This window comes from Massilia sp. P1_C10 (assembly GCF_056406475.1).
In genome coordinates, this window is sequence record NZ_JBFUAC010000009.1 from 48,609 (window position 1) to 71,021 (window position 22,413).

The 22,413-nt window shown below is 65.5% G+C and carries 21 protein-coding genes; 11 read left to right on the forward strand and 10 right to left on the reverse strand.

What is annotated here, in order from left to right; all coding sequences use genetic code 11:
- Window positions 1-19 precede the first annotated feature (19 nt).
- From AC1D02_RS18320 to AC1D02_RS18330, 3 genes are all read right to left on the reverse strand, one after another.
- Window positions 20-1,246 carry a multidrug effflux MFS transporter gene (locus AC1D02_RS18320; RefSeq protein ID WP_477319467.1) on the reverse strand — a complete coding sequence of 409 codons (1,227 nt, stop codon included), beginning with the start codon at window positions 1,244-1,246 and terminating at the stop codon, window positions 20-22.
- On the reverse strand, window positions 1,246-3,117 hold the full coding sequence (gene mutL, locus AC1D02_RS18325) for a DNA mismatch repair endonuclease MutL (RefSeq protein ID WP_477319469.1): 1,872 nt from the start codon (window positions 3,115-3,117) through the stop codon (window positions 1,246-1,248). The genes AC1D02_RS18320 and mutL overlap by 1 nt, the downstream gene beginning before the upstream one ends.
- 156 nt (window positions 3,118-3,273) lie before the next feature.
- A complete protein-coding gene (locus AC1D02_RS18330) occupies window positions 3,274-4,191 on the reverse strand; it encodes a peptidylprolyl isomerase (protein ID WP_477319471.1) in 918 nt (305 codons plus the stop codon).
- A 142-nt stretch (window positions 4,192-4,333) separates the two neighbouring features.
- Between AC1D02_RS18330 and AC1D02_RS18335 the strand changes: the two genes are divergently transcribed.
- Together AC1D02_RS18335 and AC1D02_RS18340 are read left to right on the forward strand one after the other, a co-directional pair.
- A complete protein-coding gene (locus tag AC1D02_RS18335) occupies window positions 4,334-4,978 on the forward strand; it encodes a VTT domain-containing protein (protein WP_477319473.1) in 645 nt (214 codons plus the stop codon).
- A gap of 96 nt (window positions 4,979-5,074) precedes the next feature.
- Window positions 5,075-6,091, forward strand: coding sequence for a carbonic anhydrase (locus tag AC1D02_RS18340; RefSeq protein WP_477319475.1), 1,017 nt, complete (start codon window positions 5,075-5,077; stop codon window positions 6,089-6,091).
- On the opposite strand, the gene AC1D02_RS18345 is transcribed toward AC1D02_RS18340, so the two are convergent.
- From AC1D02_RS18345 to tsaE, 3 genes are read right to left on the reverse strand one after another with little or no spacing between them, the layout of a single operon-like run.
- Window positions 6,088-6,912, reverse strand: coding sequence for a D-hexose-6-phosphate mutarotase (locus AC1D02_RS18345; RefSeq protein ID WP_477319477.1), 825 nt, complete (start codon window positions 6,910-6,912; stop codon window positions 6,088-6,090). The genes AC1D02_RS18340 and AC1D02_RS18345 overlap by 4 nt on opposite strands.
- Before the next feature lie 10 nt (window positions 6,913-6,922).
- Window positions 6,923-8,275, reverse strand: coding sequence for an N-acetylmuramoyl-L-alanine amidase (locus tag AC1D02_RS18350; RefSeq protein WP_477319479.1), 1,353 nt, complete (start codon window positions 8,273-8,275; stop codon window positions 6,923-6,925).
- A complete protein-coding gene (gene tsaE, locus AC1D02_RS18355) occupies window positions 8,239-8,724 on the reverse strand; it encodes a tRNA (adenosine(37)-N6)-threonylcarbamoyltransferase complex ATPase subunit type 1 TsaE (protein ID WP_477319481.1) in 486 nt (161 codons plus the stop codon). Before tsaE ends, AC1D02_RS18350 begins: the two co-directional genes overlap by 37 nt.
- Window positions 8,725-8,783: 59 nt before the next feature.
- Between tsaE and queG the strand changes: the two genes are divergently transcribed.
- Window positions 8,784-9,869, forward strand: a complete 1,086-nt coding sequence (queG, locus tag AC1D02_RS18360) for a tRNA epoxyqueuosine(34) reductase QueG (RefSeq protein ID WP_477319483.1) — start codon at window positions 8,784-8,786, stop codon at window positions 9,867-9,869.
- Window positions 9,870-9,933: 64 nt separating this feature from the next.
- On the opposite strand, the gene AC1D02_RS18365 is transcribed toward queG, so the two are convergent.
- A complete protein-coding gene (locus tag AC1D02_RS18365) occupies window positions 9,934-10,308 on the reverse strand; it encodes a DUF3052 family protein (RefSeq protein WP_477319485.1) in 375 nt (124 codons plus the stop codon).
- 197 nt (window positions 10,309-10,505) lie between these two features.
- On the opposite strand from AC1D02_RS18365, the gene AC1D02_RS18370 reads away from it, so the two are divergent.
- Window positions 10,506-11,099, forward strand: a complete 594-nt coding sequence (locus tag AC1D02_RS18370; protein WP_477319487.1) for a hypothetical protein — start codon at window positions 10,506-10,508, stop codon at window positions 11,097-11,099.
- The gene (locus AC1D02_RS18375) at window positions 11,099-11,539 is read left to right on the forward strand and encodes a hypothetical protein (RefSeq protein ID WP_477319489.1); all 441 of its coding nucleotides are present in this window, start codon (window positions 11,099-11,101) and stop codon (window positions 11,537-11,539) included. The genes AC1D02_RS18370 and AC1D02_RS18375 overlap by 1 nt, the downstream gene beginning before the upstream one ends.
- 60 nt (window positions 11,540-11,599) lie before the next feature.
- Here the strand turns inward: AC1D02_RS18375 and AC1D02_RS18380 are convergent, their stop codons facing one another.
- Together AC1D02_RS18380 and AC1D02_RS18385 are read right to left on the reverse strand one after the other, a co-directional pair.
- Window positions 11,600-12,184, reverse strand: coding sequence for a response regulator transcription factor (locus AC1D02_RS18380; protein WP_477319491.1), 585 nt, complete (start codon window positions 12,182-12,184; stop codon window positions 11,600-11,602).
- Window positions 12,185-12,232: 48 nt separating this feature from the next.
- Window positions 12,233-14,203, reverse strand: coding sequence for a sensor histidine kinase (locus tag AC1D02_RS18385; RefSeq protein ID WP_477319493.1), 1,971 nt, complete (start codon window positions 14,201-14,203; stop codon window positions 12,233-12,235).
- Window positions 14,204-14,333: 130 nt separating this feature from the next.
- Here AC1D02_RS18385 and AC1D02_RS18390 point away from each other — a divergent pair, with 130 nt between their 5' ends.
- The 6 genes from AC1D02_RS18390 (at window position 14,334) to AC1D02_RS18415 (ending at window position 19,239) form a co-directional block, all read left to right on the forward strand.
- A complete protein-coding gene (locus tag AC1D02_RS18390; protein ID WP_477319495.1) occupies window positions 14,334-15,323 on the forward strand; it encodes a TRAP transporter substrate-binding protein in 990 nt (329 codons plus the stop codon).
- A 72-nt stretch (window positions 15,324-15,395) separates the two neighbouring features.
- Entirely contained in the window at window positions 15,396-15,965 is a 570-nt protein-coding gene (locus AC1D02_RS18395; RefSeq protein WP_477319497.1) for a TRAP transporter small permease, read from the forward strand.
- Window positions 15,962-17,242 (forward strand): TRAP transporter large permease, encoded by a 1,281-nt coding sequence (locus AC1D02_RS18400; RefSeq protein WP_477319499.1) that lies wholly within the window; start codon window positions 15,962-15,964, stop codon window positions 17,240-17,242. The genes AC1D02_RS18395 and AC1D02_RS18400 overlap by 4 nt, the downstream gene beginning before the upstream one ends.
- A 284-nt stretch (window positions 17,243-17,526) precedes the next feature.
- Window positions 17,527-18,063 (forward strand): methylated-DNA--[protein]-cysteine S-methyltransferase, encoded by a 537-nt coding sequence (locus AC1D02_RS18405; protein ID WP_477319501.1) that lies wholly within the window; start codon window positions 17,527-17,529, stop codon window positions 18,061-18,063.
- Entirely contained in the window at window positions 18,036-18,974 is a 939-nt protein-coding gene (gene xerD / locus AC1D02_RS18410) for a site-specific tyrosine recombinase XerD (RefSeq protein ID WP_477319503.1), read from the forward strand. Before AC1D02_RS18405 ends, xerD begins: the two co-directional genes overlap by 28 nt.
- A 67-nt stretch (window positions 18,975-19,041) precedes the next feature.
- Window positions 19,042-19,239 (forward strand): hypothetical protein, encoded by a 198-nt coding sequence (locus AC1D02_RS18415; RefSeq protein ID WP_477319505.1) that lies wholly within the window; start codon window positions 19,042-19,044, stop codon window positions 19,237-19,239.
- A 53-nt stretch (window positions 19,240-19,292) separates the two neighbouring features.
- Here AC1D02_RS18415 and AC1D02_RS18420 read toward each other — a convergent pair whose 3' ends face one another.
- Window positions 19,293-22,412 (reverse strand): efflux RND transporter permease subunit, encoded by a 3,120-nt coding sequence (locus AC1D02_RS18420; protein ID WP_477319507.1) that lies wholly within the window; start codon window positions 22,410-22,412, stop codon window positions 19,293-19,295.
- Between the last annotated feature and the right edge of the window lies 1 nt (window position 22,413).

A 22,413-nucleotide genomic window follows, 5' to 3' on the forward strand; every position in this document is an offset into this window, starting at 1 on the left:
ATGGCGACGACGAGCGGCTTCACGGAGTGACCTCCGCGTGACGCGCGCCCAGCACGCGCACCGAGGCGAAGATGCAGGCGCCGAGCGCGCATTCGGTCAGCGCAAGCGGATACAGCGTGCCGTCGAAGGTTGCGCCGACGATCGAGCCGACGACGAAGGCCACCGCCATCGCCAGCGCACCCATCAAGCCGGCTGCCGTGCCGGCCTGCTGCGGGAACGGCGTGACCGAGCCCGATTGCGCAATCGGGAAGTTGACGCCGTGCGCGCACATGGTCATGAACATGGCGATGACGACCAGCGACCAGTGCACCGCGCCCAGCGCCAGCGCGGCGAGGAACAGCGCACCGGCGCCGAACGACGCGGCGCTGCCGATGCGCTGGGTCGCGGCCTGGCCGAACCGCGGCAGCAGGCGCCGGCAGATGATGGTGCCGATCAGGTAGCCCGAGACGCCGAACGCGAAGCAGTAGCCGAACCACGCGGTCGGCACGTGCAGCACGCGGATCAGCACCAGCGACGAGCCCGAGATGAAGGCGAAGATCGAGCCGTACGACAGGGCGCCCGGCAGCGCATTGGCCCAGAACTCGCGCGCGCCCAGCACCCGCTTGAAATTTTCGATCAGGCCGGCCACTTCGGTCGCGCGCGGATTCTTGTGGACGTTGGTTTCGGGCAGCCGGAGGAAGACCGCCGCCAGCAGGATGAGGCCCAGGATCGAGTGCGCGACGAAGGCGGCGCGCCAGCCGAACGTCACCTGCAGGTAGGAGCCGAGAATCGGGCCGAGCAGCGGCGCCAGCGACAGCCAGCTCGATGCGCGCGCGATCACGCGGGCGCTGTCGGCCGGCGCGTAGGCGTCGCGCACGATGGCGCGGGCGATGATGATGGCAGAGCAGCAGCCCAGCGCCTGCAGGAAGCGCGCGACGATCAAGAGGTCGATGCCCGGCGCCGCGGCGCACAGCAGGCTGGCGATTACGTACAGCGCGAGGCCAACCAGCAGCACCGGGCGCCGGCCGTAGCGGTCCGACAGCGGGCCGATGACCAGCTGGGCGCCGCCGAAGCCGAGCACGAACATCGACAGCGTCAGTTGCACCGTCGATGCGGGCACGCCGAACACGGTCGCCAGGCTTGGCAGCGAGGCGAGGTACAGGTCGGTCGACAGTGGCTGCAGCATCAAGAAGCCGATGATCAGCAGCAGCACCGGCGCGTGCGCATACGCGGCTATGGGGTGGATGACGTCGCTCTTGGTGCTCATCACTGGCCGCGCAGGAAAAGCTTGTCGAGCGCGGAAATTTCGAGCTGCACCCAGGTCGGGCGGCCGTGGTTGCACTGGTCGGCGCGCTCGGTGCTCTCCATCTGGCGCAGCAGTGCGTTCATCTCAGGCACAGACAGGATGCGGTTGGCGCGCACCGCGGTGTGGCAGGCGAGGGTGCCGAGCAGCTCGTTGCGCCGCTCGATCAGCACGCGCGAGCCGCCGTATTCGCGCACGTCGCGCAGCACGTCGCGCGCCAGCGTCTGGGCGTCGGCATTCTTCAGCAGGGTCGGCACCGAACGCACCGCCAGCGTCGTCGGCGACAGCGCGCCGATGTCGAAGCCAAGCGACTTCAAGGTGTCCTGGTTTTCGTGCGCGGTGCTCACTTCAACCGCGTCGGCGAAGAAGGTCACGGGAATCAGCAGCGACTGCACCTGCATGTCCTGGCCGTCGACCTGGGCGTCGAGCGCGTTCTTCAGCTGCTCGTACAGGATGCGCTCGTGCGCGGCGTGCATGTCGACCAGCACCATGCCCTTGGCGTTCTGCGCCAGGATGTAGATACCGTGCAGCTGCGCCAGGGCGAAGCCGAGCGGATACTCGTCGTTCGACATCGTCTGCGGTAGCGGTGTGAAAGGCGTCACCGGCGCGCTGGCGGCGGCGCTGTCGGACGCGAACAGGGCGCCATAGCTGGCGGTGTTCTGCGCGACGCCGGGCGCATCGTAGCGGCTGCCGGGCGCATAGGGCGACGGCGAGAACGTGGCCGACAGCTGCGTGCCGAACGACTGCTGCTCGTGCTCGCGCCGCCAGGTCGACGTGCCGCCGCCGACGTCGCCGGCCGGCAGCGGCGCCGGGACCGAGCCGTAGGCGGTGGCGGATGTCTGCGACAGGGCGCGCTGCACCGCATGGAACACGAACTGGTGCACCGAGCGGCTGTCGCGGAAGCGCACTTCGATCTTCGATGGATGGACGTTGACGTCGACCAGCGCCGGATCGAGGTCGAGGCCGAGCACGTACGACGGGAAACGGTCGCCGTGCAGCACGTCCTGGTAGGCGGCGCGCACCGCGTGCACCAGCAGCTTGTCTCGCACGAAGCGGCCGTTCACGTAGAAGAACTGGCCGTCGGCGCGCGCCTTCGACGCGGTCGGCAGGCCGGCGAAGCCGTGCAGGCGCAGCGGGCCGGCGGTTTCATCGATCGGCAGGCGCGCCTGGGCGAACTCGTTGCCGAGGATGTGCGCGCTGCGCTTGGCCATCTCGCTCACGTTCCAGTGGTCGATGGTGCGGCCGTTGTGGGTCAGGCTGAACGCGACGTCGGGGCGGGCCAGCGCGATGCGGCGCACCACTTCGGCGCAGTGGCCGTATTCGGTCTGCTCGGATTTCAGGAACTTGCGGCGCGCGGGCGTGTTGAAGTACAGGTCCTGCACGTCGATCGTCGTGCCGAGCGGTCCGGAAGATGGCGCGACGGTGCCCAGGTGCGAGCCGACCAGTTCCCAGGCGTGCGGGGCGTCGGCCGTGCGCGTGGTCACCGAAACGGCGGCCACCGCGGCGATCGACGCCAGCGCTTCGCCTCGGAAGCCGAGGGTGGCGACGTTTTCGAGGTCGGTCAGCGACGCGATTTTCGATGTCGCGTGGCGCGACAGGGCGAGCGGCAGCTGGTCGGGCGGGATCCCGCGGCCGTTGTCGGTGATCGCGATGCGCTTGACGCCGCCTTCCTCGAGCCGGACGGTGATCTGGGTGGCGCCGGCGTCGAGCGCGTTTTCCAGCAGCTCCTTGACGACTGCCGAGGGGCGCTCGACCACCTCGCCGGCGGCGATTTGCGAAATGAGCTGGTCGGGGAGGGCCTGGATCGGGCGGTGGGCGGGCAGGGGAGCGTTCATGGCGGGATTATATCCTGCGCTGAAACCCAGGCCTGAGCGTGATGCGGCCGTTTGCGATCTCTTCGGACCGCGGCGTCAACCGCGGGGGCAGGTCCGGCGGACCTGACCCCATTTTTTGGCGCTGCCGCGTGAATCGCCGTGCAGTGCGCCTTGAAGTTATTTGGCTTCGCGGACCGGGATCGGGGCGTTGCACAGGTCGATGTAGCCGGCCGCGACCTTGGTCCACGGCCCGCCGCGGTTGCGCTGCGCCTCGACCGCTTTCTCGTACGTCGCTGTCTCGGTGCGCATCACTTCGAACTTGCTGCGCTGCGCTTCCGGCACGTCGGCCGCCATCTTCACCGAGGCGATCGGCACGTTCATCTCGGGCTTGTCGTAAAAGCCCATCGGCCCAGGCCCGCGCGCGATCGTCGACAGCAGCGGCATGCCGGAGATGACGCGCCCGACCACGGTGATGTTGCGGTCCAGGTGGCGCGGCCCGTGCCCGATCACCACGTACAGCGAGGAGCCGCTGCCGCTGTCGGCGCCCGTGTCGCGCCCCACGCCGACCATGCCGTAGCAGTGCGCCAGCCACGCGCGTCCGCTCTTCGGGTCGCGCGCCGACGGGAAGCCGTTCGAATGGCCGATCTGCGGCGCATAGCCGTCGCGGTCCGGCATGCGCGCGAAGGCGCCGTCGTTCTTCATCGGGATCGTGAATTCGCCCTTCAGGCTGGGCTTCGCGCTTTTCATCGGGCGCGGATTCTTTTCGTCCGGGTCGCCCCACTGCACCACCCAGTTGTCCTGCGAACGAATCACCGCCAGCCCGTCGAAGTAGTGCTCGCGCACCAGCGTGCGGATGTTGTCGACGTGCTCGGGCGCGAACACCGGCGCCATCTCGATCACCACGCGGCCCGCCGGCAGTTCCATGTACATGGTGCTGGCCGGATCGAGCGGGCGCCAGTCGGACGGCCTGGAGGCCTTGATGACGTCGGCCAGCGTCGCTTTCGGCGCCAGTTCCGCCGCGCCCGCAGCGGCTATCGCCGCCGCCAGCGCGCCCGCCAATACCGTCAACTTGTTGATTCGACTGAAACCTTGCATTGCTGATCTCCCGAAAGTGGTGTGCGCGAATTGTAATACCGGAAACTTGTGCAGACATAAAAAAGTGTTGCGCAGGACTGTGGCCATCGGTCAATACCGCCGCACCAGATGGTATGATGCGGCGCTACCTTTTAGGAAAATTATGGATCTGATGCAATTTTTCGACATGATTGTCCATGTCGATAAAACCCTGGGGAAACTGCTTCTCCAGTATGGTGTCTATATTTACGCGGTCTTGTTTGCGATTGTCTTTTGCGAAACCGGCCTCGTGGTGCTGTTCTTTTTTCCTGGGGATACCCTGCTGTTCATCGCCGGGGCTTTCTGCGCCACCGGCGAGATGAGCTACCCGATCCTGGTGCTCCTGCTGATCACCGCCGCGGTCACCGGCAACACGCTCAATTACTGGATCGGCGAGGCCATCGGCCAGCGCGTATTCACCCACGACTACCGCTGGATCAACAAGGATGCGCTGCACCGCACCCACAACTTCTTCGAAAAGCACGGCGGCAAGACCATCATCCTGGCGCGCTTCGTGCCGGTGGTGCGCACCTTCGCGCCCTTCGTCGCCGGCGTGTCGGACATGACGCACGCGCGGTTCCAGCTGTTTAACTTCACCGGCGCCGTGCTGTGGGTGGTCTCGCTGGTCACCGGCGGCTACTTCTTCGGCAACCTGCCGTGGGTGCGCGACCACCTGACCGCGATCGTGCTGGTCGGCGTCGGCGCCGCCGTCGTGCCGCTGGCGCTGGGCGGCCTGTGGAAGTTCAGCCGCAAGATGTTGAAGCGATAACCCGAAAAGATTTTCTCGCCCCGCGGCGCCGGCGCGGCTCAAGTATGGGCCCGCGGCGCCGATATCCAGAAGGTACTGCCACTATTCTGGAATTCCATGCGTAAGTTCATCACCCTGTTCGTTTGCAGCTTTGCCATCGCTTCGGCGAGCGCGAACGACGCCCCCGCGGCCGCCAAGCCCGCGCCCGAAGCGGCCAAGCCCGCCCCGGTCGTGATCAAGCCGACCGGCACCGCGGCCATGTCCGCGGCCGCCGCCCAGCGCATCAAGGAAGAAGAAGCCGAAGTCGAACTGTCGCAGAAGATCGCCGCGCGCCTGGCCGCCATGCGCGCCAACCAGGTCGCCCGCGCCGCGGCCGCCGCCAAGGCGCGCAAGGCCGCCGAATCGCGCCAGAAAGAAGTCGTGGTGGCCTCGGCGGCGATGAACCCGAAGCCGCTGCAAAGCGATCACTGGTCGTACGACGGCGAAACCGGCCCGGCCAACTGGGGCAAGATCAACGCCAACTGGGCCAAGTGCGGCACCGGCACGCGCCAGTCGCCGATCGACCTGCGCGACGGCATCAAGGTCGACCTCGAGCAGATCGCGTTCGAGTATCAGCCATCGGGCTTCAACGTGACCGACAACGGCCACACCGTGCAGGTGGCGGTCGGCCTTGGCAATTACATCACGGTGCAGAACCGCACCTACGAACTGGTGCAGTTCCATTTCCACCGGCCGTCGGAAGAGCGCATCAACGGCCGCGGCACCGAGATGGTGGTGCACCTGGTGCACAAGGATTCCGAGGGGCGGCTGGCCGTGGTCGCGGTGCTGCTCGAGCGCGGCGCCGCCAATCCGATGATCCAGACCGTGTGGAACAACCTGCCGCTGGAGAAGCACGACACGACGACGCCGGCCGTCACGCTCGACGTCAACGAGATCCTGCCGGCGAAGCGCGACTACTTCACCTTCATGGGATCGCTGACCACGCCGCCGTGCACCGAAGGCGTGCTGTGGCTGGTGATGAAGACGCCGATGCCGGCCTCGCCGGCGCAGATGGCGCTGTTCTCGCGCCTGTATCCGCTCAATGCGCGTCCGACCCAGCCGGGCGGCGGCCGCATGGTCAAGGAATCGTTCTAAGCAGTGGTCTTGGGGTCAGGTCCGCCGGACCTGAGCCCGTAGTTTCCGCGCCACTGCGCGCCGCCTGGTAATGTCACCGGCTCGATGCAGGCCGGCTCGATGCACACGAAGCGCTGGTATTCTTCGTCTTCCAGGTCCGGCATCGCCGCGGCATTCGCCGCGCCCGGATTCCACACCACCGCATCGGTGAACCCATCCTGGTCCAGTTCGACGTCGCGCGCGCCCGCGTGCAAGGTCACGCACCCCTTCACGCCATAGAAAATCTCGTCGAGCATGTCGCCGATCGCCAGCGGCGCTTCCTGCAGCCCGTCGATGCGCACCGCGCCTATTGCGTCCACCAGGTGGTAGGTGTGCAGCGCGCACGAGAACGCGAACGCCTGGGCGCCGCGGTTTTCCACTTCCAGCGCCATCGCCAGCTGGTCGCCGCCGACCGTCACGCGCAGGCGCAGCCGGAAGTCGTGCGGCCAGGCCGCGGCGCGTTCCGGCGCCAGGTCGTTGGGCGCCAGCTCGAACACGGCAAACGACCTGTCGCCGTCGGCGCCGTTGTCGCCCAGCGCCCACGTGGAGACGCGCGCGAAGCCGTGGCGCATGCCGGGGCCGCGCTCGTTAAACTGCGGGAAAATCACCGGCACGCCGCCGCGGATCGCGCGGCTGCCGTCGAGCGCCGATTTCGCGCTGCAGAAAATATGTTCGTCGCCATCGGCGCTTTTCCACGACACCAGATGGGCGCCGTACAGCGTGACGGTCGCCTGCGCGCCGTCGGCGGCGGTAATGCAAACGGCAGGAAGCAGGCCAAAGGTGGCCGGGGTGATGACCATCATGCGGAAGTCCTCAAGTCATGCGGCTCTTGGCCAGCGGTGGATTCTTGGCGAAATAGCGGCGGATGCCCTTGGTGATCGCGTCGGCGATCTGGTCCTGGTAGCCGTTGTCCTTCAGCTTCGCTTCTTCCTCGGGGTTCGAAATGAACGCGGTCTCGATCAGGATCGACGGGATGTCGGGCGCCTTCAGCACCGCGAAGCCGGCCTGTTCGACCGAGCCGCGGTGCAGGCGCGCGATGCCGCCGATCTCGCCCAGCACCGCCTTGCCCAGTTTGAGGCTGTCGCTGATCTGCGCGGTGGTCGACAGGTCGAGCAGCACGCTGGCCAGCTGCTTGTCGTGGGTGCCCAGGTTGACGCCGCCGATCGCATCGGCCAGGTTTTCCTTGTTGGCGAGCCAGCGTGCGGCGGTCGAGCTGGCGCCTTTCTCGGACAGCACGAACACCGACGATCCGCGCGCGCTCGGCTCGACGAAGGCGTCGGCGTGCAGCGAGACGAACAGGTCGGCCTGTACCTTGCGCGCTTTTTCGACGCGCTGGCCGAGCGGAACGAAGAAGTCGCCGTCGCGCGTGAGCATCACGCGCATGTTCGGAATTTCTTCAAGCTTGAACTTGAGGCGCTTGGCAATCGACAGCACGATGTCCTTCTCGCGCGTGCCCGAGGCTCCCAGCGCGCCGGGATCCTCGCCGCCGTGGCCCGGGTCGAGCGCGATCGTGATCAGGCGCGCGACTTTCTGCTCGGCCTTCGGCGCTTCCCTGGGCTTGACGACTGCCATCGCCGGCATCTCGGATTCCTGCTTCGCCACCGGATCGGGCGGCAGCGCCGGCACCGCGGTGGCGCCGACCGGCGCCTCGGGTTCGCGGGTCCATTCGCCTTTTTCGATCATGACCGCGATCGGGTCGACCGGACGGACCGGGTAGAGGTCGAAGATCAGGCGGTGTTTGTATCCGCCCACCGGCGCCAGCGTAAATACCTGCGGCTTGATTTCTTCCTTCAGGTCGAACACCAGGCGCACCACGTTCGGGAGGTTCTGGCCAACCCGCACCCGCTTGATGTACGGGTCGTTCGACTGGATCTTGGCGACCAGGCTTTTGAGCGTCGGGTTCAGTTCCAGCCCTTCGATGTCGACCACCAGCCGCTGCGGATCGGGGACGACGAAGTGGGTGGCTTTGAGGGCACTGTCGTTTTCCAGCGTGACGCGGGTGTAGTCGGCCGCCGGCCAGACGCGCACCGCGAGGATCTGCGCGGCCATCGCCTTCATCGGCGCGAACACCGCCAGCAGCAGGGTGCCGCCGGCCTTGAGCACGGTGCGGCGCTTGACTGCGCCGCTGGTTACAGGTTGGGTGCGAAGGTGAGGCGGTCGAGGCATAGCAAACCCAGTTGGGACAACGGTTGCAATTCTACCTCACGGCCTTGGCCGGAAACACGCAGGAATACATTGATGTCAGGCGGCGGCAACACCGGCTCGCCTTTTTCGGGCCATTCGACGATGCAGATGTTCTCGTGATTGAAGTCCTCGCGAAAGCCGGCGTCGAGAAATTCCTCGGGGCTGGACATGCGGTACAGGTCGAAGTGGATCACCTGCACCGGGCCGCCGGCCAGCTCGATTCGATAGGGCTCCGACAAGGTGTAGGTCGGGCTCTTGACCTTGCCGACGTGGCCGGCGGCGTGCAGCAGTGCGCGGGTGAGGGCGGTCTTGCCGGCGCCAAGATCGCCGTGCAGGTAGATCACCAGGCCCGGCGCGAGCGTGCGCGCCAGCGCCGCGCCAAGGGCGGCGGTCGCGTCTTCGTCGGGCAAGTAGGCTGTAAAGTGCTGCATCGAATAAAATGGTATGTTGATCGTTGACGGCGCCATGCGCCGAATTTTTCTTGTCCAGTATGACTTCGCCCCCACTCGACCTGCCCGAACTCGCGCGCGCCATCAAGCAATGGGGCGTCGAGCTGGGCTTCGCCGACCTGCGCATCACCGACATCGACCTGGCGCACGCGGAGCCCGGCCTGCAGGCGTGGCTGGACGAGGGGCACCACGGCGAGATGGATTATATGGCAAGCCACGGCATGAAGCGCGCCCGCCCGGACGAGCTGGTGCCCGGCACGGTGCGCGTGATCAGCGCGCGCATGGATTACCTGCCGGCGGCCACGCCCGAAGACTGGCGCGAGCGCGAGACGGCGCGGCTGGACGACCCGAACGCCGCGGTGGTGTCGATGTATGCGCGCGGCCGCGATTATCACAAGGTGCTGCGCGCGCGTTTGCAGCAGCTGGCGGCGCGCATCGAGGCGGCGGCGGGGCCGTTCGGCTATCGCGTGTTCACCGATTCGGCGCCGGTCATGGAGCTGCCGCTGGCGGAGAAGGCCGGCCTCGGCTGGCGCGGCAAGCACACGCTGATGCTCAGTCGCGAGGCCGGCTCGATGTTCTTCCTCGGCGAGATCCTGGTCGATTTGCCGCTGCCGGTCGACGCGCCGGCATCAAGCCACTGCGGCCAGTGCAGCGCGTGCATCGACGTGTGCCCGACCCAGGCCATCCTCGGGCCGGGCCGGCTCGACGCGCGGCGCTGCATCTCCTACCTGACCATCGAACTGAAAAGCAGCATCCCGGCCGAACTGCGGCCGCTGATCGGCAACCGCATCTACGGGTGCGACGATTGCCAGACCGTCTGCCCGTGGAACAAGTTCGCGCAGCGCGCGACGGTGCCCGATTTCGACCAGCGCAATGGGCTGGGCGAGGCGTCGCTGATCGAGCTGTTCGGCTGGAGCGAGGAGGAGTTCGAGCGCCGCATGGAGGGCAGTCCGATTCGCCGCATCGGCCATGAGCGCTGGCTGCGCAACCTGGCGGTCGGCCTGGGCAACGCGGCCGAAAAACGAAAGGGCGATGCGGCGATCGTCGCGGCGCTGAGGGCGCGCGCCGACCATCCGTCGGCGATGGTGCGCGAGCACGTCGAGTGGGCGCTGGCGCGCCACGCGTGAGCGTCAAAAATGGGGTCAGGTCCGCCGGACCTGACCCCGGGTTTGTCGCCGCCGCATGAAAAATCTATAAACGCTTCAGGCGCAGCGCCGACCAGTCGGCATCGACCGAAATGATGGCCACCGCCGTGATGCCGTGCTGCTGCGCGGTGGCGTTGATCGTGTCGCGATTGATGTCGGTCGCTTTCGGCGCGCTCTGCTTGAGGTAGGCGATCCACAGCGAACCCTTTTCGCCCAGCCGCTCCTTGGCCTGCGGCAGGTACTGGTCGAGCTCTTTCTGGTTCAGCGCCATCATCACCACCACGTCGGCCGGGCCGCCGCTGTCGTCGATCAGCTGCGCCGGCAACTGCGCCACCATGCCCGGATGCGCCGCGCCGTTGAGCACCGCGATCGACTTGGCGTTCTTCAGGAACATCTTGTCTGCAACAGTCTTTTCGTTCATCGGAATTCCCTCAGCTCGATTAGTGAAACCATGTGTTTTATTCTACAAGCTAACGCCGCCGAGCACGTTTGCCGGCGTGACGTGTGCGCGCGCCGGCAGTACTGTTGGTATCGTGACACTGTCCTTTTGACGAACTCGTAGCCGCTGCAATTCCAATGTGCAAGAATCGTTACCAGTTAGCTCATCAGGAGTTCGCCATGCCATCCATCGTTCGAGTGTTTTTTGCCGCACTGGTTCTGTACAGCGTCACCGCAACCGCGCAGGAACGGCCCGACGATCCGCTCAGGCCGCTGACCACTTGTCCGTTCGGAAAGGATTTGCAGGCGCAGAGCGTGTCGCGCTGGACCGCGGGCGCCTCGCGCATGGTGCAGACCGCCAGCGGGCCGATGAGCGTGTCGGTGGCCGACGGCTACCGCATGCTGCTGGCGTTTCCCGGCGGCGCGCCCTTCGTCAACCTCAAGCTCGAGCGCTCGCAGCCGGGCAAGCTGGCCGCCGACCGCACCGCGATCCTGGCCCAGATGACCAGCTTCGCCGCCGCGCCGGGCGCCAAGGTGGCGCCGTTTAAGGTCATCGAGCGCAACGGCGTCGAGATCATGGCGCTCAACAATGCCGAGCTGACGCCCGGCGTGATCAGCGTCTACACGCTGATCTCCGAGAAAACCAATGTGATCGCCACCGCCTACCTGCTGAACCAGAAGCCGGAGCAGCGCAAGTTCCAGACCTTCGAGCAGTACCAGGCGCTGCGCGACGAATTCATCTACTCGCTGGCCGTTTGCATGGCGGAGCGCTAGTGCGGCGCTGGCTGGCGCTGGGCGCGCTGCTGCTGGCGCAGGGCGCGTCGGCCACCCAGATGCTCGAACTGGCCAGGCGCGAAGCTGGCAAGGCCGACAAGGCGCTGCGCGAAGAGGACAAGGAACAGCGCAAGGACGAGAAGGAAGACAAGCCCGCGAACCGCATCGCCAACTTCGGCATGGCGGGCGAGACGCAGAACCAGAAAGTGGCGCGGCTGTTCGAGGAAGCGCACGCCGCGGCGCCGAACAAGTGGTACCAGGCGGCCAAGGTCGAGGACATCACGCCGCCGGGCGACGATGCGCGCAAGATCTACAAGATTACCGGGCTGCTGGGCACCTACTGCGTGCGCTACGCGGACAAGAATCGGGGCGACCAGGGCAAGGCGAACCTGGGCGAGCCGCTGGTCGGCGCCTGCCCGCACATGTTCAAGGGCCTGTGAACAAGATGGGGTCAGGTCCGCCGGACCTGACCGCGTCGTTGACGCCGCAGTCCGCAGTACCTACTTCAGCAGCCCCGCCAATTCCACCGCCGTCTTCACCTGCATCTTGTCGAAGATATGCGCGCGGTGCACTTCCACCGTGCGCATGCTGATCCCCAGTTCGTCCGCCACCACCTTATTCAGTTTGCCGGCCAGGATCAGGTCGAGCACTTCGCGTTCGCGCGCCGACAGCGTCGCCAGCCGCGACTGCACCGCGGCGCCCACGCCGGCCTGGCGCGACTGCGCCAGCGCTTCCTCCACCCGGTCCATCAGCTGGTTGTCGTTGAAGGGCTTCTCGAAAAAATCGAAGGCGCCGCGCTTGAGCGTGTCGACTGCCATCGGGACGTCGCCATGCCCGGTCAGGAAAATCACCGGCAGCCGCCCCGTCAATCCGCGCGCGCTCAGCTGGTCGAACACGGCGACGCCGTTCATGTCGGGCATGCGCACATCGAGCAGCACGCAGTCGCCGCCGGCGTCGAAGCGCGCGCCAGCCTGGTCGAGGAAGGCCTGTGCGCTGGCGTAGCCGCAGGCGTCGATCCCGCGCGACCGGGCCAGCCACGCGAGCGAGTCGCGAATGACGTCCTCGTCGTCAACGATATGCAGCATGCATGTCTCCGTCTATTTTTATGGGGATGCGATGCGGCAGATTTTATCTCAAGCCTGGCCTGGCAAGGAAAACCGGAAGATGGTGCCGCCGCCCGGATTGTCGGCGTGGGTCAGGGTGCCGCCGTGGAACTCGATCGCCGTGCGGCAGATCGACAGGCCCATGCCCATCCCTTCGGCCTTGGTCGAGAAGAACGGCGAGAACAATCGCTCGGCCACTTCGGGCGCGATGCCGTGGCCCTGGTCGATCACCGACACCGTCACCTGTCCCGCGTCGTGGGCCGCAAGGATGCGCAGCACGCGGCGCTCGGGCGCGACGTCCTGCATCGCTTCGATCGCGTTGCGCGTCAGGTTCAGCAGCACCTGCTCGAGCATCATGCGGTCGGCGCTGACGGCCGGCAGGTCGTGCGGGATCGCGGTCTGGATCGCGACGAAGTGCTTGTTGGCCTGCAGTTCGATCAGGGTGCGGATGCCGTCCACCAGATCGGCGATGTCGACCTGCTGGCGCTCCGGTTCGCGCTTCTTGACGAATTCGTGCACGCTGCGGATGATCTGGCCGGCGCGCCGCGCCTGCACGCTGGCCTGTTCCAGCGCCGGCTTGAGCACCGCCGGATCGAGCGCGGCGCCCGTCTCGGACGCGCGCCCGACCATGTTCAGCGCGCCCGTGGTGTAGCTGGAGATGGCCGCCAGCGGCTGGTTCAGTTCATGCGCCAGCATCGACGAGATCTCGCCCATCGTCGCCAGGCGCGCGCTCGCGTGCAGCTTTTCCTGCTGCTGGCGCGCCAGCTCCTCGGCGTTCTTGCGGTCGGAGATGTCGAGGATCGATCCCATCCAGCCGGTCTGCCTGCCTTCGCTGTCGACCAGCGGCGCCTCGAAGATCAGCACCGGCACGCGCACGCCGTCCGAGCGCTGGAAGATGGTTTCGAACTGCGGCGTGACGTTCCCCGCCAGCACCTCGGCGAAGCGCTGCTGGTAGTCGGCCATCGCTTCCGGCGCCCAGTAGGCCATTGGCGGCAGCTTGCCCACCAGTTCTTCAGGCGGCAGGCCGACCAGCTGGCAGAACGCCGGGTTGACGTAGGTGACGCGGCCTTCGAGGTCGCGCGCGCGCAGTCCCGTCAACAGCGAGTTTTCCATCGCGGTGCGAAACGCCATCTGCTGGCGCAGCGCGCCTTCCGCGGCAAGGCGGCGCGAAATGTGGCGCCACAGCGCGGCCAGGCTGACCAGCAGGCCGAGCGCCAGCGCGATCACCGAGCCGACCAGCAAATTGGGCAGCAGCCGCGGCGGACCCTTGACGCTGTCGGTGGCCAGCTGCATCGTCGCGCCGGGCAGGTCGAGCGGCCGCTTGTGGGTGTAGACGCCGCGTCCGGGTCCGGCGGCGGCGCGCGTGGCCAGTGTCGCGTCGTCGCGGTCGATCAGCGAGATCGCGTTGTCCTGCGCGAACCACCAGGGCACGGTCTCGTCGAGCAGCACCTTCAAATCGTAGGTGGCGGACAGGCTGCCGGCGAACACGCCGTTTCGAAACAGCGGCAGGTGATAGTCGACCAGCGAGGCGCGCCCGGCGGCGTCGGGGAAGGGCTCGCTGTAGCGCGCCTTGCGGGTGTCGCGCGCCAGCTCCCACGCGTTGCGCGAAGGCCCCGTCACCGCGCCGGCCGGCGGCCCGTTGCCGCGCTCGGCCAGCGTTGCGGCGCGCGCATCGAGCCAGCGCAAGGTGCGCAGTTCGTGGCCGTTGTTGAGCATCTGGGCGAAGCGCGCCTGCACCGTCGCGGCCGATGCGGCGCCGATCTCGTTGCCGAGCGTCGCCAGCGCCTCTTCGCTGCGACTCAGTTCGAAGCGCACTGCCTGTTCGACCCACAGGGTGTCGGCGATCAGCTGCTCCTGGCGCTCGTTGCTTTCCATTTCGCGCGCCTGCCACGGCAGCCACAGCAGTACCGCCAGGAACAGCAGCACCAGCACGGCTGGCAGCAAAAAACGCAACGGCCAGCGCAGATGTTGCGGCGCAGCATGTATGAACGGAATTCTCATGGCATAAAAGTGTTACATTTATTGCTGAATAGCTATTGTGGTTAACCACAATAGGAATGCCGGATGAACCCGCTCAGACTGGGGAAGTAGCTTTAATAATAATAGATTTCACATCAACGAGGAGACAAGCATGAAGTTCAAGTCACTGGTCGTCGCACTGGCCGCCACCGTCAGCATGGGCGCCGCATTCGCCCAGGCGCCGATCGTCATCAAGTTCAGCCACGTGGTCGCGACCGATACGCCGAAGGGGCAGGCCGCCGAGCGCTTCAAGCAGCTGGCCGAGAAGAACACCAAGGGCCGCGTGAAGGTCGAGGTGTATCCGAACAGCCAGCTGTACAAGGACAAGGAAGAACTCGAGGCGCTGCAGCTGGGCGCCGTGCAGATGCTGGCGCCGTCGCTGGCCAAGTTCGGCCCGCTGGGCGCCAAGGAATTCGAAGTGTTCGACCTGCCGTACATTTTCCCGAACAAGCAGGCGCTGTACAACGTCACCGAAGGCCCGATCGGCAAGGGCCTGCTCGCCAAGCTGGAACCGAAGGGCATCACCGGCCTGGCGTTCTGGGACAACGGCTTCAAGGTGATGTCGGCGAATAAGCCGATGCACATGCCGGCCGATTTCAAGGGCATGAAGATGCGCATCCAGGCATCGAAGGTGCTCGACGCGCAGATGCGCGCGCTGGGCGCGAACCCGCAGGTGCTGGCGTTCTCCGAGGTGTACCAGGCGCTGCAGACCGGCGTGGTGGACGGCACCGAGAATCCGCCATCGAACATCTACACCCAGAAGATGCATGAGGTACAGAAGTACATCACGATGTCGAACCACGGCTACCTGGGCTACGCGGTCATCGTCAACAAGAAGTTCTGGGATGGCCTGCCGGCCGACATCCGCACTGGCCTGGAAGCGGCCATGCGCGACGCCACCACGTACGAGAAGGCGATCGCCCAGCGCGACAACGACATGGCAATGGACGCCATCAAGAAGACCGGCAAGACCGAAATCTACAACCTGACTCCGGCCGAACAAGCCGCATGGCGCAAGGCCCTGCTGCCGGTGCACAAGGAAATGGAAGGCCGCATCGGCAAGGACCTGATCACCGCGATCAGCAAGGAAGCGGCCAAGTAGGCCAGCGCTGGAAAATGGGGCCAGGTCCGCCGGACCTGACCCCGCGTTTGCACGTCCTCCTGAAAGACAACCATGAAATACCTCGATCACCTCGAAGAGTGGATCATCGCGAGCCTGATGGCCGCGGCGACCTTGATCATCTTCGTCGCGGTGGCGCACCGCTACGCGTCCGGCCTGCCGATTCCCGGCGTCCAGGACGCCCTCATCAAGATCAACACCAGCTGGGCCCAGGAAGTGTGCATCTACATGTTCGTGTGGATGGCGAAATTCGGTGCGGCCTACGGCGTGCGCACCGGCATCCACGTCGGCGTCGACGTGCTGGTCAACCGCCTGTCCGACTACTGGCGCGCCAAGATGGTGACGTTCGCGCTGCTGGCCGGCGCCACGTTCACCGGCATCGTCGGCACGCTCGGCGCCATCTTCGTGGTCCGCATGGCCGGCACCGAGCAAACCTCGGCCGACCTCGAAATCCCGATGTGGATCGTGTACCTGGCGGTGCCGCTCGGCTCCTACCTGATGTGCTTCCGCTTCCTGCAGGTGCTGGTGCACTTCCTGCGCACCGGCGAACTGCCCAAGCATGACCACACCTACGTCGAAGGTCTCGACGACGAGATCGCCGCCGCGAAAGGAGGTGCCGCATGAACGCCGCCATTATCTTCGTGCTGCTGCTGTTGCTGATGTTGACCGGCATGCCGATCTCCATCGCGCTCGGCCTGACGGTGCTGACCTTCCTGTTCACGATGACCAGCGTGCCGATCGAATCGGTGGCGCTCAAGCTGTTCACCGGCATCGAGAAGTTCGAGATCATGGCGATCCCGTTCTTTATCCTGGCGGGTAACTTCCTCACGCACGGCGGGGTGGCCAAGAGGATGATCAACTTCGCCACCTCGATGGTCGGCCACTTCCACGGCGGGCTGGCGCTGGCCGGCGTGTTCGCCTGCGCACTGTTCGCCGCGGTGTCCGGTTCCAGCCCGGCGACGGTGGTGGCGATCGGCTCGATCATCCTGCCGGCCATGGTCAAGCAGGGCTATCCGAAGCGCTTCGGCGCCGGCGTCATCACTACCTCGGGCGCGCTCGGCATCCTGATTCCGCCGTCGATCGTGATGGTGATGTATTCGGTCACCACCAATACCTCGGTCGGCCAGCTGTTCATGGCCGGCGTGGTGCCGGGCATCATGCTGGCGTTCTTCCTCGGCCTGACGACCTGGTTCCTGGCGCGCAAGCACAACTATCCGCGCATGCCGAAGGCCAGCTGGGCCGAGCGCTTCGTCGCGTTCCGCCGCAGCGCCTGGGGCCTGCTGCTGATCGTCATCGTGATGGGCGGCATCTACACCGGCGCCTTCACGCCGACCGAGGCGGCCGCGATGGCGGCGGTGTACGCCTTCGTCATTGCCGTGTTCGTCTACAAGGACCTCAAGCTCAAGCAAGTGGGCAAGGTGCTGCTGGACTCGGCGGCGATGTCGGCGATGCTGCTCTACATCATCACCAACGCGGTGCTGTTCTCGTTCCTGATGACCAGCGAAAACATTCCGCAGTCGATGGCCGAGTGGATTACCGGGCAGGGCCTGGGCGTGGTCGGTTTCCTGCTGGTCGTGAACATCCTGCTGCTGTTGGCCGGCAACGTGATGGAGCCGTCGTCGATCGTGCTGATCATGGCGCCGATCCTGTTCCCGGTGGCGATGAAGCTGGGCATCGATCCGGTGCACTTCGGTATCCTGATCGTGGTGAACATGGAAGTGGGCATGTGCCATCCACCGGTGGGGCTCAATTTGTATGTGGCATCGGGCATCACCAAGATGGGCATTTCGGAGCTGACGGTGGCGGTGTGGCCGTGGCTGCTGACCATGCTGGCCTTCCTTGTCCTGGTCACCTACGTACCACAGATTTCCCTGTGGCTGCCCAATTTGATTTACAAGTAAAATTTTTTCAACAGGCGTGCATAAAAAACCACGCCGCCCAAAATTAGATGCGTTATGATTGGCACCGTTCCAGGGCCCCAGGTTGGTGCGGCGCCCGGTCAAAGGATCTAAGGTTTGGGGAGTAGTGATAAAAATACGGTAGTCCATACCGCAGAAATATCGAGGAGACACACGTTTTACAGAATGCCGTTGGCACTGACCAAACGGCCGGAAACGTGAACGAATTTAAAACGCGCCTTCGGGTGCGTTTTTTTTCGTCTGCTCGATGCGCTACACTACGCGTCATGGAAAACATCACCCAGCAAGGCAGCGACATTTTCAGCGCCATCGTGCATGCACCGTTCGGCGCCATCGGCATCCGCACCGATGCGGGCCTGGTGCGTGAGATTGTTTATCTGCCGCCCCATTTTAGTGAAAAGGACGCCACCGACGGTGCGGCCGACGTCGCCGCGCAGCAGGTCCAGCGTTACCTGGCCGATCCCGACTTCACCTTCACGCTGCCGTTATGCGATGCCGGCAGCGAGTTCCAGCAGCGCGTGTGGGCGGCCATTTCCAGCATCCCGCGCGGCAGCGTGCGCACCTACGGGCAGGTCGCCAAGCACATCGGCTCGGCGCCGCGCGCGGTCGGCCAGGCCTGCGGCGCCAACTGGTTTCCGCTGGTGATCCCGTGCCACCGCGTCACCGCGGCCGGCGGCCTCGGCGGCTTCTCCAACCATGACGACGAAAACGGTTTCCACCTGAGCGTCAAGCGCTGGCTGCTGACCCACGAAGGCGCCGCCCTGTCCGGCACCCCATGGCAGCAACAGTCGATCTTCTCGTAACAGCCGAGCCGTCCGCCGCCAACCTCGCGTTGATCGACGAGTTCGTCGACCACCTGTGGCTGGAGCAGGGCCTGGCGAAGAATTCGCTGGAAGCCTACCGGCGCGACATGCGCCTGTTCGCGCGGTGGCTGCAGGTGCGCCGGCCCCACTGCGCCACCTTGCACCAGGTCGAGGGCCATGACCTGTCCGCCTATTTCGCCGAGCGCCACGACCAGACCAAGCCGAGTTCGGCCAATCGCCGGCTGTCGGTGCTCAAACGCTTCTACCAGTTGGCGCTGCGCCAGAAGCAGGTCGCCGCCGATCCCTGCCTCCAGATGGCCTCGGCGAAGCAGCCCGACCGCTTCGTGCATACGCTGACCGAGGCGCAGGTCGAGTCGCTGCTGGGCGCGCCGGACGTATCAACGCCGCTGGGCCTGCGCGAACGCACGATGCTCGAACTGATGTATGCCAGCGGCCTGCGGGTGTCCGAGCTGGTGGCGCTGAAGATGGTGGAGCTGAGCCTGAACGACGGCGTGCTGCGCGTGACCGGCAAGGGCAGCAAGACGCGGCTGGTGCCGTTCGGCCAGGAAGCGCGCTTATGGATCGAGCGCTACCTGGCGGAGGCGCGCGGCGTGATCCTCAACGGTCAGGTCGACGACGCGCTGTTCGTCACCGCGCGCGGCGGGCCGATGACGCGCCAGATGTTCTGGGTGCTGATCAAGAAGCATGCGGCGCGCGCCGGCGTGCAGGGACCGCTGTCGCCGCACACCCTGCGCCACGCCTTCGCCACCCACCTGCTGAACCACGGCGCCGACCTGCGCGTGGTTCAACTTTTGTTGGGTCACTCGGACATTTCTACAACCCAGATCTACACCCATGTGGCGCGAGAACGCCTGAAACACCTGCACGCACAACACCACCCACGTGGTTAATTCAAATGCTGTTTGCATAACTGCGTCATAATGCGGGTCAGGCATTCCGACAATACAAGAGGTGATCATGGCTAAGACGAATTTTTCGTACGAGAAACGTCAACGGGAATTAGAGAAAAAGAAGAAGGCGGAAGAGAAGGCCAAGCGCAAGGCAGAGGCGAAAGCCAATCCTGGCATGGCGGTGCATCCGGACGATGCGGATGACGCCGTTGAGACGGATACCGATATCGAACGGGCTTCGCCGCAGGAAGAAAGTCCGATCTAATCGAGTTGCGGCGACAAAACCGGGGTCAGGTCCGACGGACCTGACCCCATTTTTCACGCGACTTCCGCCAATTCGTCGGCCGGTTCGTCGTGTTTCTCTTCCCCGCGTTTGAACCAGCGCACCGCGCGCTTGCCAAGGTTGTCGAGGTAGGAGTAGGCGACCGGCACCACCACCAATGTCAGCAGGGTCGAGGTGATCACGCCGCCGATCACCGCGCGGCCCATCGGCGCCTGCTGCTCGCCGCCGTCGCCCAGGCCGATCGCCATCGGCAGCATCCCGAAAATCATCGCCAGCGTCGTCATCAGGATCGGCCGCAGGCGCACCTGGCCCGCTTCCAGGATCGCAGCGTACTGCGGCTTGCCTTCGCGCTGGCCGTGGTTGGTGAAGTCGACCAGCAAAATCGCGTTCTTGGTCACCAGGCCCATCAGCATGACGATGCCGATCACCGAGAAGATGTTCAAGGTGCTGCCGGTCACCAGCAGCGCCACCAGCACGCCGATCATCGACAGCGGCAGCGACATCATGATCGCGATCGGCTGCAGGAAGCTGCCGAACTGCGAGGCCAGCACGAGGTAGATGAAGATGATGGCGATCGCCACCGCGGCCAGGAAGCCGGCCATGGTCTCGGCCATCCGCTCGGCCTCGCCGCCGATGTCGAAGCGCACGCCGTCGGGCAGGGCGATCGACTTGATGGCCTTCTGCACGTCGTTGTTGACGTCGCCGTTCGGCCGGCCCTCGATGCCGGCGTAGATCGCCACGCGGCGTTCCAGCGCCTGGCGCTTGAGCACTTGCGGGCTGGTCGACGGCACGAACTCGACCACCTGGCGCAGCGGCACCATCACCGGATTGCCCTGGGCGTCGCGCTTGCTCGACGCCACCGACAGCTCGGCCAGGTCGGCGATCTTCTGGCGGCCGGTCTTCGGCAGCTGCACGTTGACGTCGTAGTTCTGGCCGTCCGGCGCCAGCCAGCGGCTGATCTGGTCGCCGGCGACGAACGGACGCAGCGCCGCGCCGATCTGCTGCACCGACAGGCCCAGGTCGCTGGCCAGTTCGTTGTTGATCTTCACCACGGTTGCCGGATTGGCGCCTTCCTGGCTGTATTCGATGTCGGCCACGCCCTTGATGGTGCGCATCTTGTCCATCAGCTTGTGCGCCACCGCGTCGAGCTTCGATTCGTCCTGGCCGAGGATCGCGATGAAGATCGGCCGGTTACCCACCGACATGGTGATGCCTGCAATCGATTGCAGCCGCGCGCGAATCAGCTTTTCAAGGTCGCGCTGCGAGCGGCGCTTGACTTTCTTCAGGTCGGCCAGCTTCAGGTTGACCATCGCCGTGTTGCGGCCGTCGAAGGTGCCCGCGGTGGTGGAGACGCTGTCGATCTCCTTGTCGAAATCCTTCAGCACCGCGGTCAGCTGCTCGACCTTCTGCGCGGTGTAGTCCAGGCTCGAGCCGACCGGGGTCTTGAAGCGCAGCTGGATGTAGCCGTTGTCGGTTTCCGGGAACATTTCGCCGCCGACCAGCGGCATCAGCGCCAGGCTGCCGACGAACAGCACCAGCGCGGTGGCCAGCGTGGTCTTGCGCCAGCCCAGCGCGACGCCCAGGATCTTGCCGTACCAGACGTGCACGCGCTCGATGCCGCGCTCGATCTTTTCCATCATGCGGCCCAGCCACGGCACGTACTTGAAGCGGTCCTTGACCGGATCCGGCCACACCGACGACAGCATCGGGTCGAGCGTGAAGCTGACGAACAGCGACACCAGCACGGCAACCGCGACGGTGATGCCGAACTGCAGGAAGAAGCGGCCGATGATGCCCTGCATGAAGGCGATCGGCACGAACACGGCCACGATCGCGAAGGTGGTCGCCATCACCGCCAGGCCGATCTCGTTGGTGCCGTCGTAGGCGGCGCGCAGGTGGCTCTTGCCCATCGCGAGGTGGCGCACGATGTTCTCGCGCACCACGATGGCGTCGTCGATCAGCAGGCCGATGCACAGCGACAGCGCCATCAGGGTCAGGAAGTTCAGCGTGAAACCGAAATACTTCATCGCGATGAAGCTGGCCATCACCGAGATCGGCAAGGTCAGGCCGGTGATGATGGTGCTGCGCCACGAGTGCAGGAACAGGAACACGATCAGCATCGTCAGCAGCGCGCCTTCGATGATGGTTTCCTTGACGTTGTCGAGCTGGCTCTGCACGCGGTCGGCCTGGTTTTCCATGACCTTCAGCTTGATGTCCGAGCCGAGCTCCTTCTGCAGCTGCGTGACGACCCTGGTCAGGCCGTTGCCGACCTCGACCACGTTGGCGCCTTGCACCTTGGTGATCTCCATCGAGATGGCGCGGGCGCCGTTCACGCGCGAGATCGAGGTCTCTTCCTGCTCGCCATCGACGATCTCGGCCACCTGGTCGAGGTACACCGGGCCGCTGGCGCGGCGCGCGACGATGATGCGGTTGAAGTCGCGGGCGCTCTTCATCTTGCCCTCGATGCGCACCAGGCGTTCGGCGGCGCCGTAGCTGATGTTACCGGCCGGAAGGTTGGCGTTGGTGGTCTGGATTGCGCGCAGCACCTCGTCGACGCCGATGTTCTGGCTGAGCAGCTGCTCGGGCTTGAGGTTGACCAGGATCTGGCGGTTGGTCTTGCCGTTGACGCGCACCTGGCCGACCCCGGCCACGCCCTGCAGGCGCTTGGTGATCACCTGCTCGGTCAGCGTGGACAATTCGCGCAGGCTGCGCGAATCCGACATCAGGGTCAGCTCGACGATCGGCTGCGAATTGTCGCCTTCGGCGCGGATGATGAACGGCTCCTTGGCTTCTTTCGGGAAGCCGGGGCGCACGCGCGCGATGTTGTCGCGCACTTCCTGCATCGCCTTGTCCATGTTGGTGGACAGCTGGAATTCCAGCGAGATGCCGGCGCGGCCTTCCCACGAATTGCTGCGGATGGTCTTGATGCCGCTGACGGTGTTGATCGCGTCCTCCATCGGGCGCGTGATGTCGTTTTCGACCTGCTCGGGCGAGGCGCCCGGATACTGCACCTCGACCCAGGCGAACGGGATCTCGACGTTGGGCATGCTCTCGAGCGACAACTGCTTGTACGAGAACAGGCCGAGCACCATCAGGCCCACCATCACCATGGTGGCGAAGACCGGGTTCTTGATACTGGTTTTAGTAATCCACATG

Excerpts from the sequence above, each read along its gene's own strand:
- AC1D02_RS18320 (WP_477319467.1), bottom strand. The coding sequence starts at position 1,246 with ATGAGCACCAAGAGCGACGTCATCCACCCCATAGCCGCGTATGCGCAC.
- mutL (WP_477319469.1), bottom strand. The coding sequence starts at position 3,117 with ATGAACGCTCCCCTGCCCGCCCACCGCCCGATCCAGGCCCTCCCCGAC.
- AC1D02_RS18330 (WP_477319471.1), bottom strand. The coding sequence starts at position 4,191 with ATGCAAGGTTTCAGTCGAATCAACAAGTTGACGGTATTGGCGGGCGCG.
- AC1D02_RS18335 (WP_477319473.1), top strand. The coding sequence starts at position 4,334 with ATGGATCTGATGCAATTTTTCGACATGATTGTCCATGTCGATAAAACC.
- AC1D02_RS18340 (WP_477319475.1), top strand. The coding sequence starts at position 5,075 with ATGCGTAAGTTCATCACCCTGTTCGTTTGCAGCTTTGCCATCGCTTCG.
- AC1D02_RS18345 (WP_477319477.1), bottom strand. The coding sequence starts at position 6,912 with ATGATGGTCATCACCCCGGCCACCTTTGGCCTGCTTCCTGCCGTTTGC.
- AC1D02_RS18350 (WP_477319479.1), bottom strand. The coding sequence starts at position 8,275 with ATGCCTCGACCGCCTCACCTTCGCACCCAACCTGTAACCAGCGGCGCA.
- tsaE (WP_477319481.1), bottom strand. The coding sequence starts at position 8,724 with ATGCAGCACTTTACAGCCTACTTGCCCGACGAAGACGCGACCGCCGCC.
- queG (WP_477319483.1), top strand. The coding sequence starts at position 8,784 with ATGACTTCGCCCCCACTCGACCTGCCCGAACTCGCGCGCGCCATCAAG.
- AC1D02_RS18365 (WP_477319485.1), bottom strand. The coding sequence starts at position 10,308 with ATGAACGAAAAGACTGTTGCAGACAAGATGTTCCTGAAGAACGCCAAG.
- AC1D02_RS18370 (WP_477319487.1), top strand. The coding sequence starts at position 10,506 with ATGCCATCCATCGTTCGAGTGTTTTTTGCCGCACTGGTTCTGTACAGC.
- AC1D02_RS18380 (WP_477319491.1), bottom strand. The coding sequence starts at position 12,184 with ATGCTGCATATCGTTGACGACGAGGACGTCATTCGCGACTCGCTCGCG.
- AC1D02_RS18385 (WP_477319493.1), bottom strand. The coding sequence starts at position 14,203 with ATGAGAATTCCGTTCATACATGCTGCGCCGCAACATCTGCGCTGGCCG.
- AC1D02_RS18390 (WP_477319495.1), top strand. The coding sequence starts at position 14,334 with ATGAAGTTCAAGTCACTGGTCGTCGCACTGGCCGCCACCGTCAGCATG.
- AC1D02_RS18395 (WP_477319497.1), top strand. The coding sequence starts at position 15,396 with ATGAAATACCTCGATCACCTCGAAGAGTGGATCATCGCGAGCCTGATG.
- AC1D02_RS18400 (WP_477319499.1), top strand. The coding sequence starts at position 15,962 with ATGAACGCCGCCATTATCTTCGTGCTGCTGCTGTTGCTGATGTTGACC.
- AC1D02_RS18405 (WP_477319501.1), top strand. The coding sequence starts at position 17,527 with ATGGAAAACATCACCCAGCAAGGCAGCGACATTTTCAGCGCCATCGTG.
- xerD (WP_477319503.1), top strand. The coding sequence starts at position 18,036 with ATGGCAGCAACAGTCGATCTTCTCGTAACAGCCGAGCCGTCCGCCGCC.
- AC1D02_RS18415 (WP_477319505.1), top strand. The coding sequence starts at position 19,042 with ATGGCTAAGACGAATTTTTCGTACGAGAAACGTCAACGGGAATTAGAG.
- AC1D02_RS18420 (WP_477319507.1), bottom strand. The coding sequence starts at position 22,412 with ATGTGGATTACTAAAACCAGTATCAAGAACCCGGTCTTCGCCACCATG.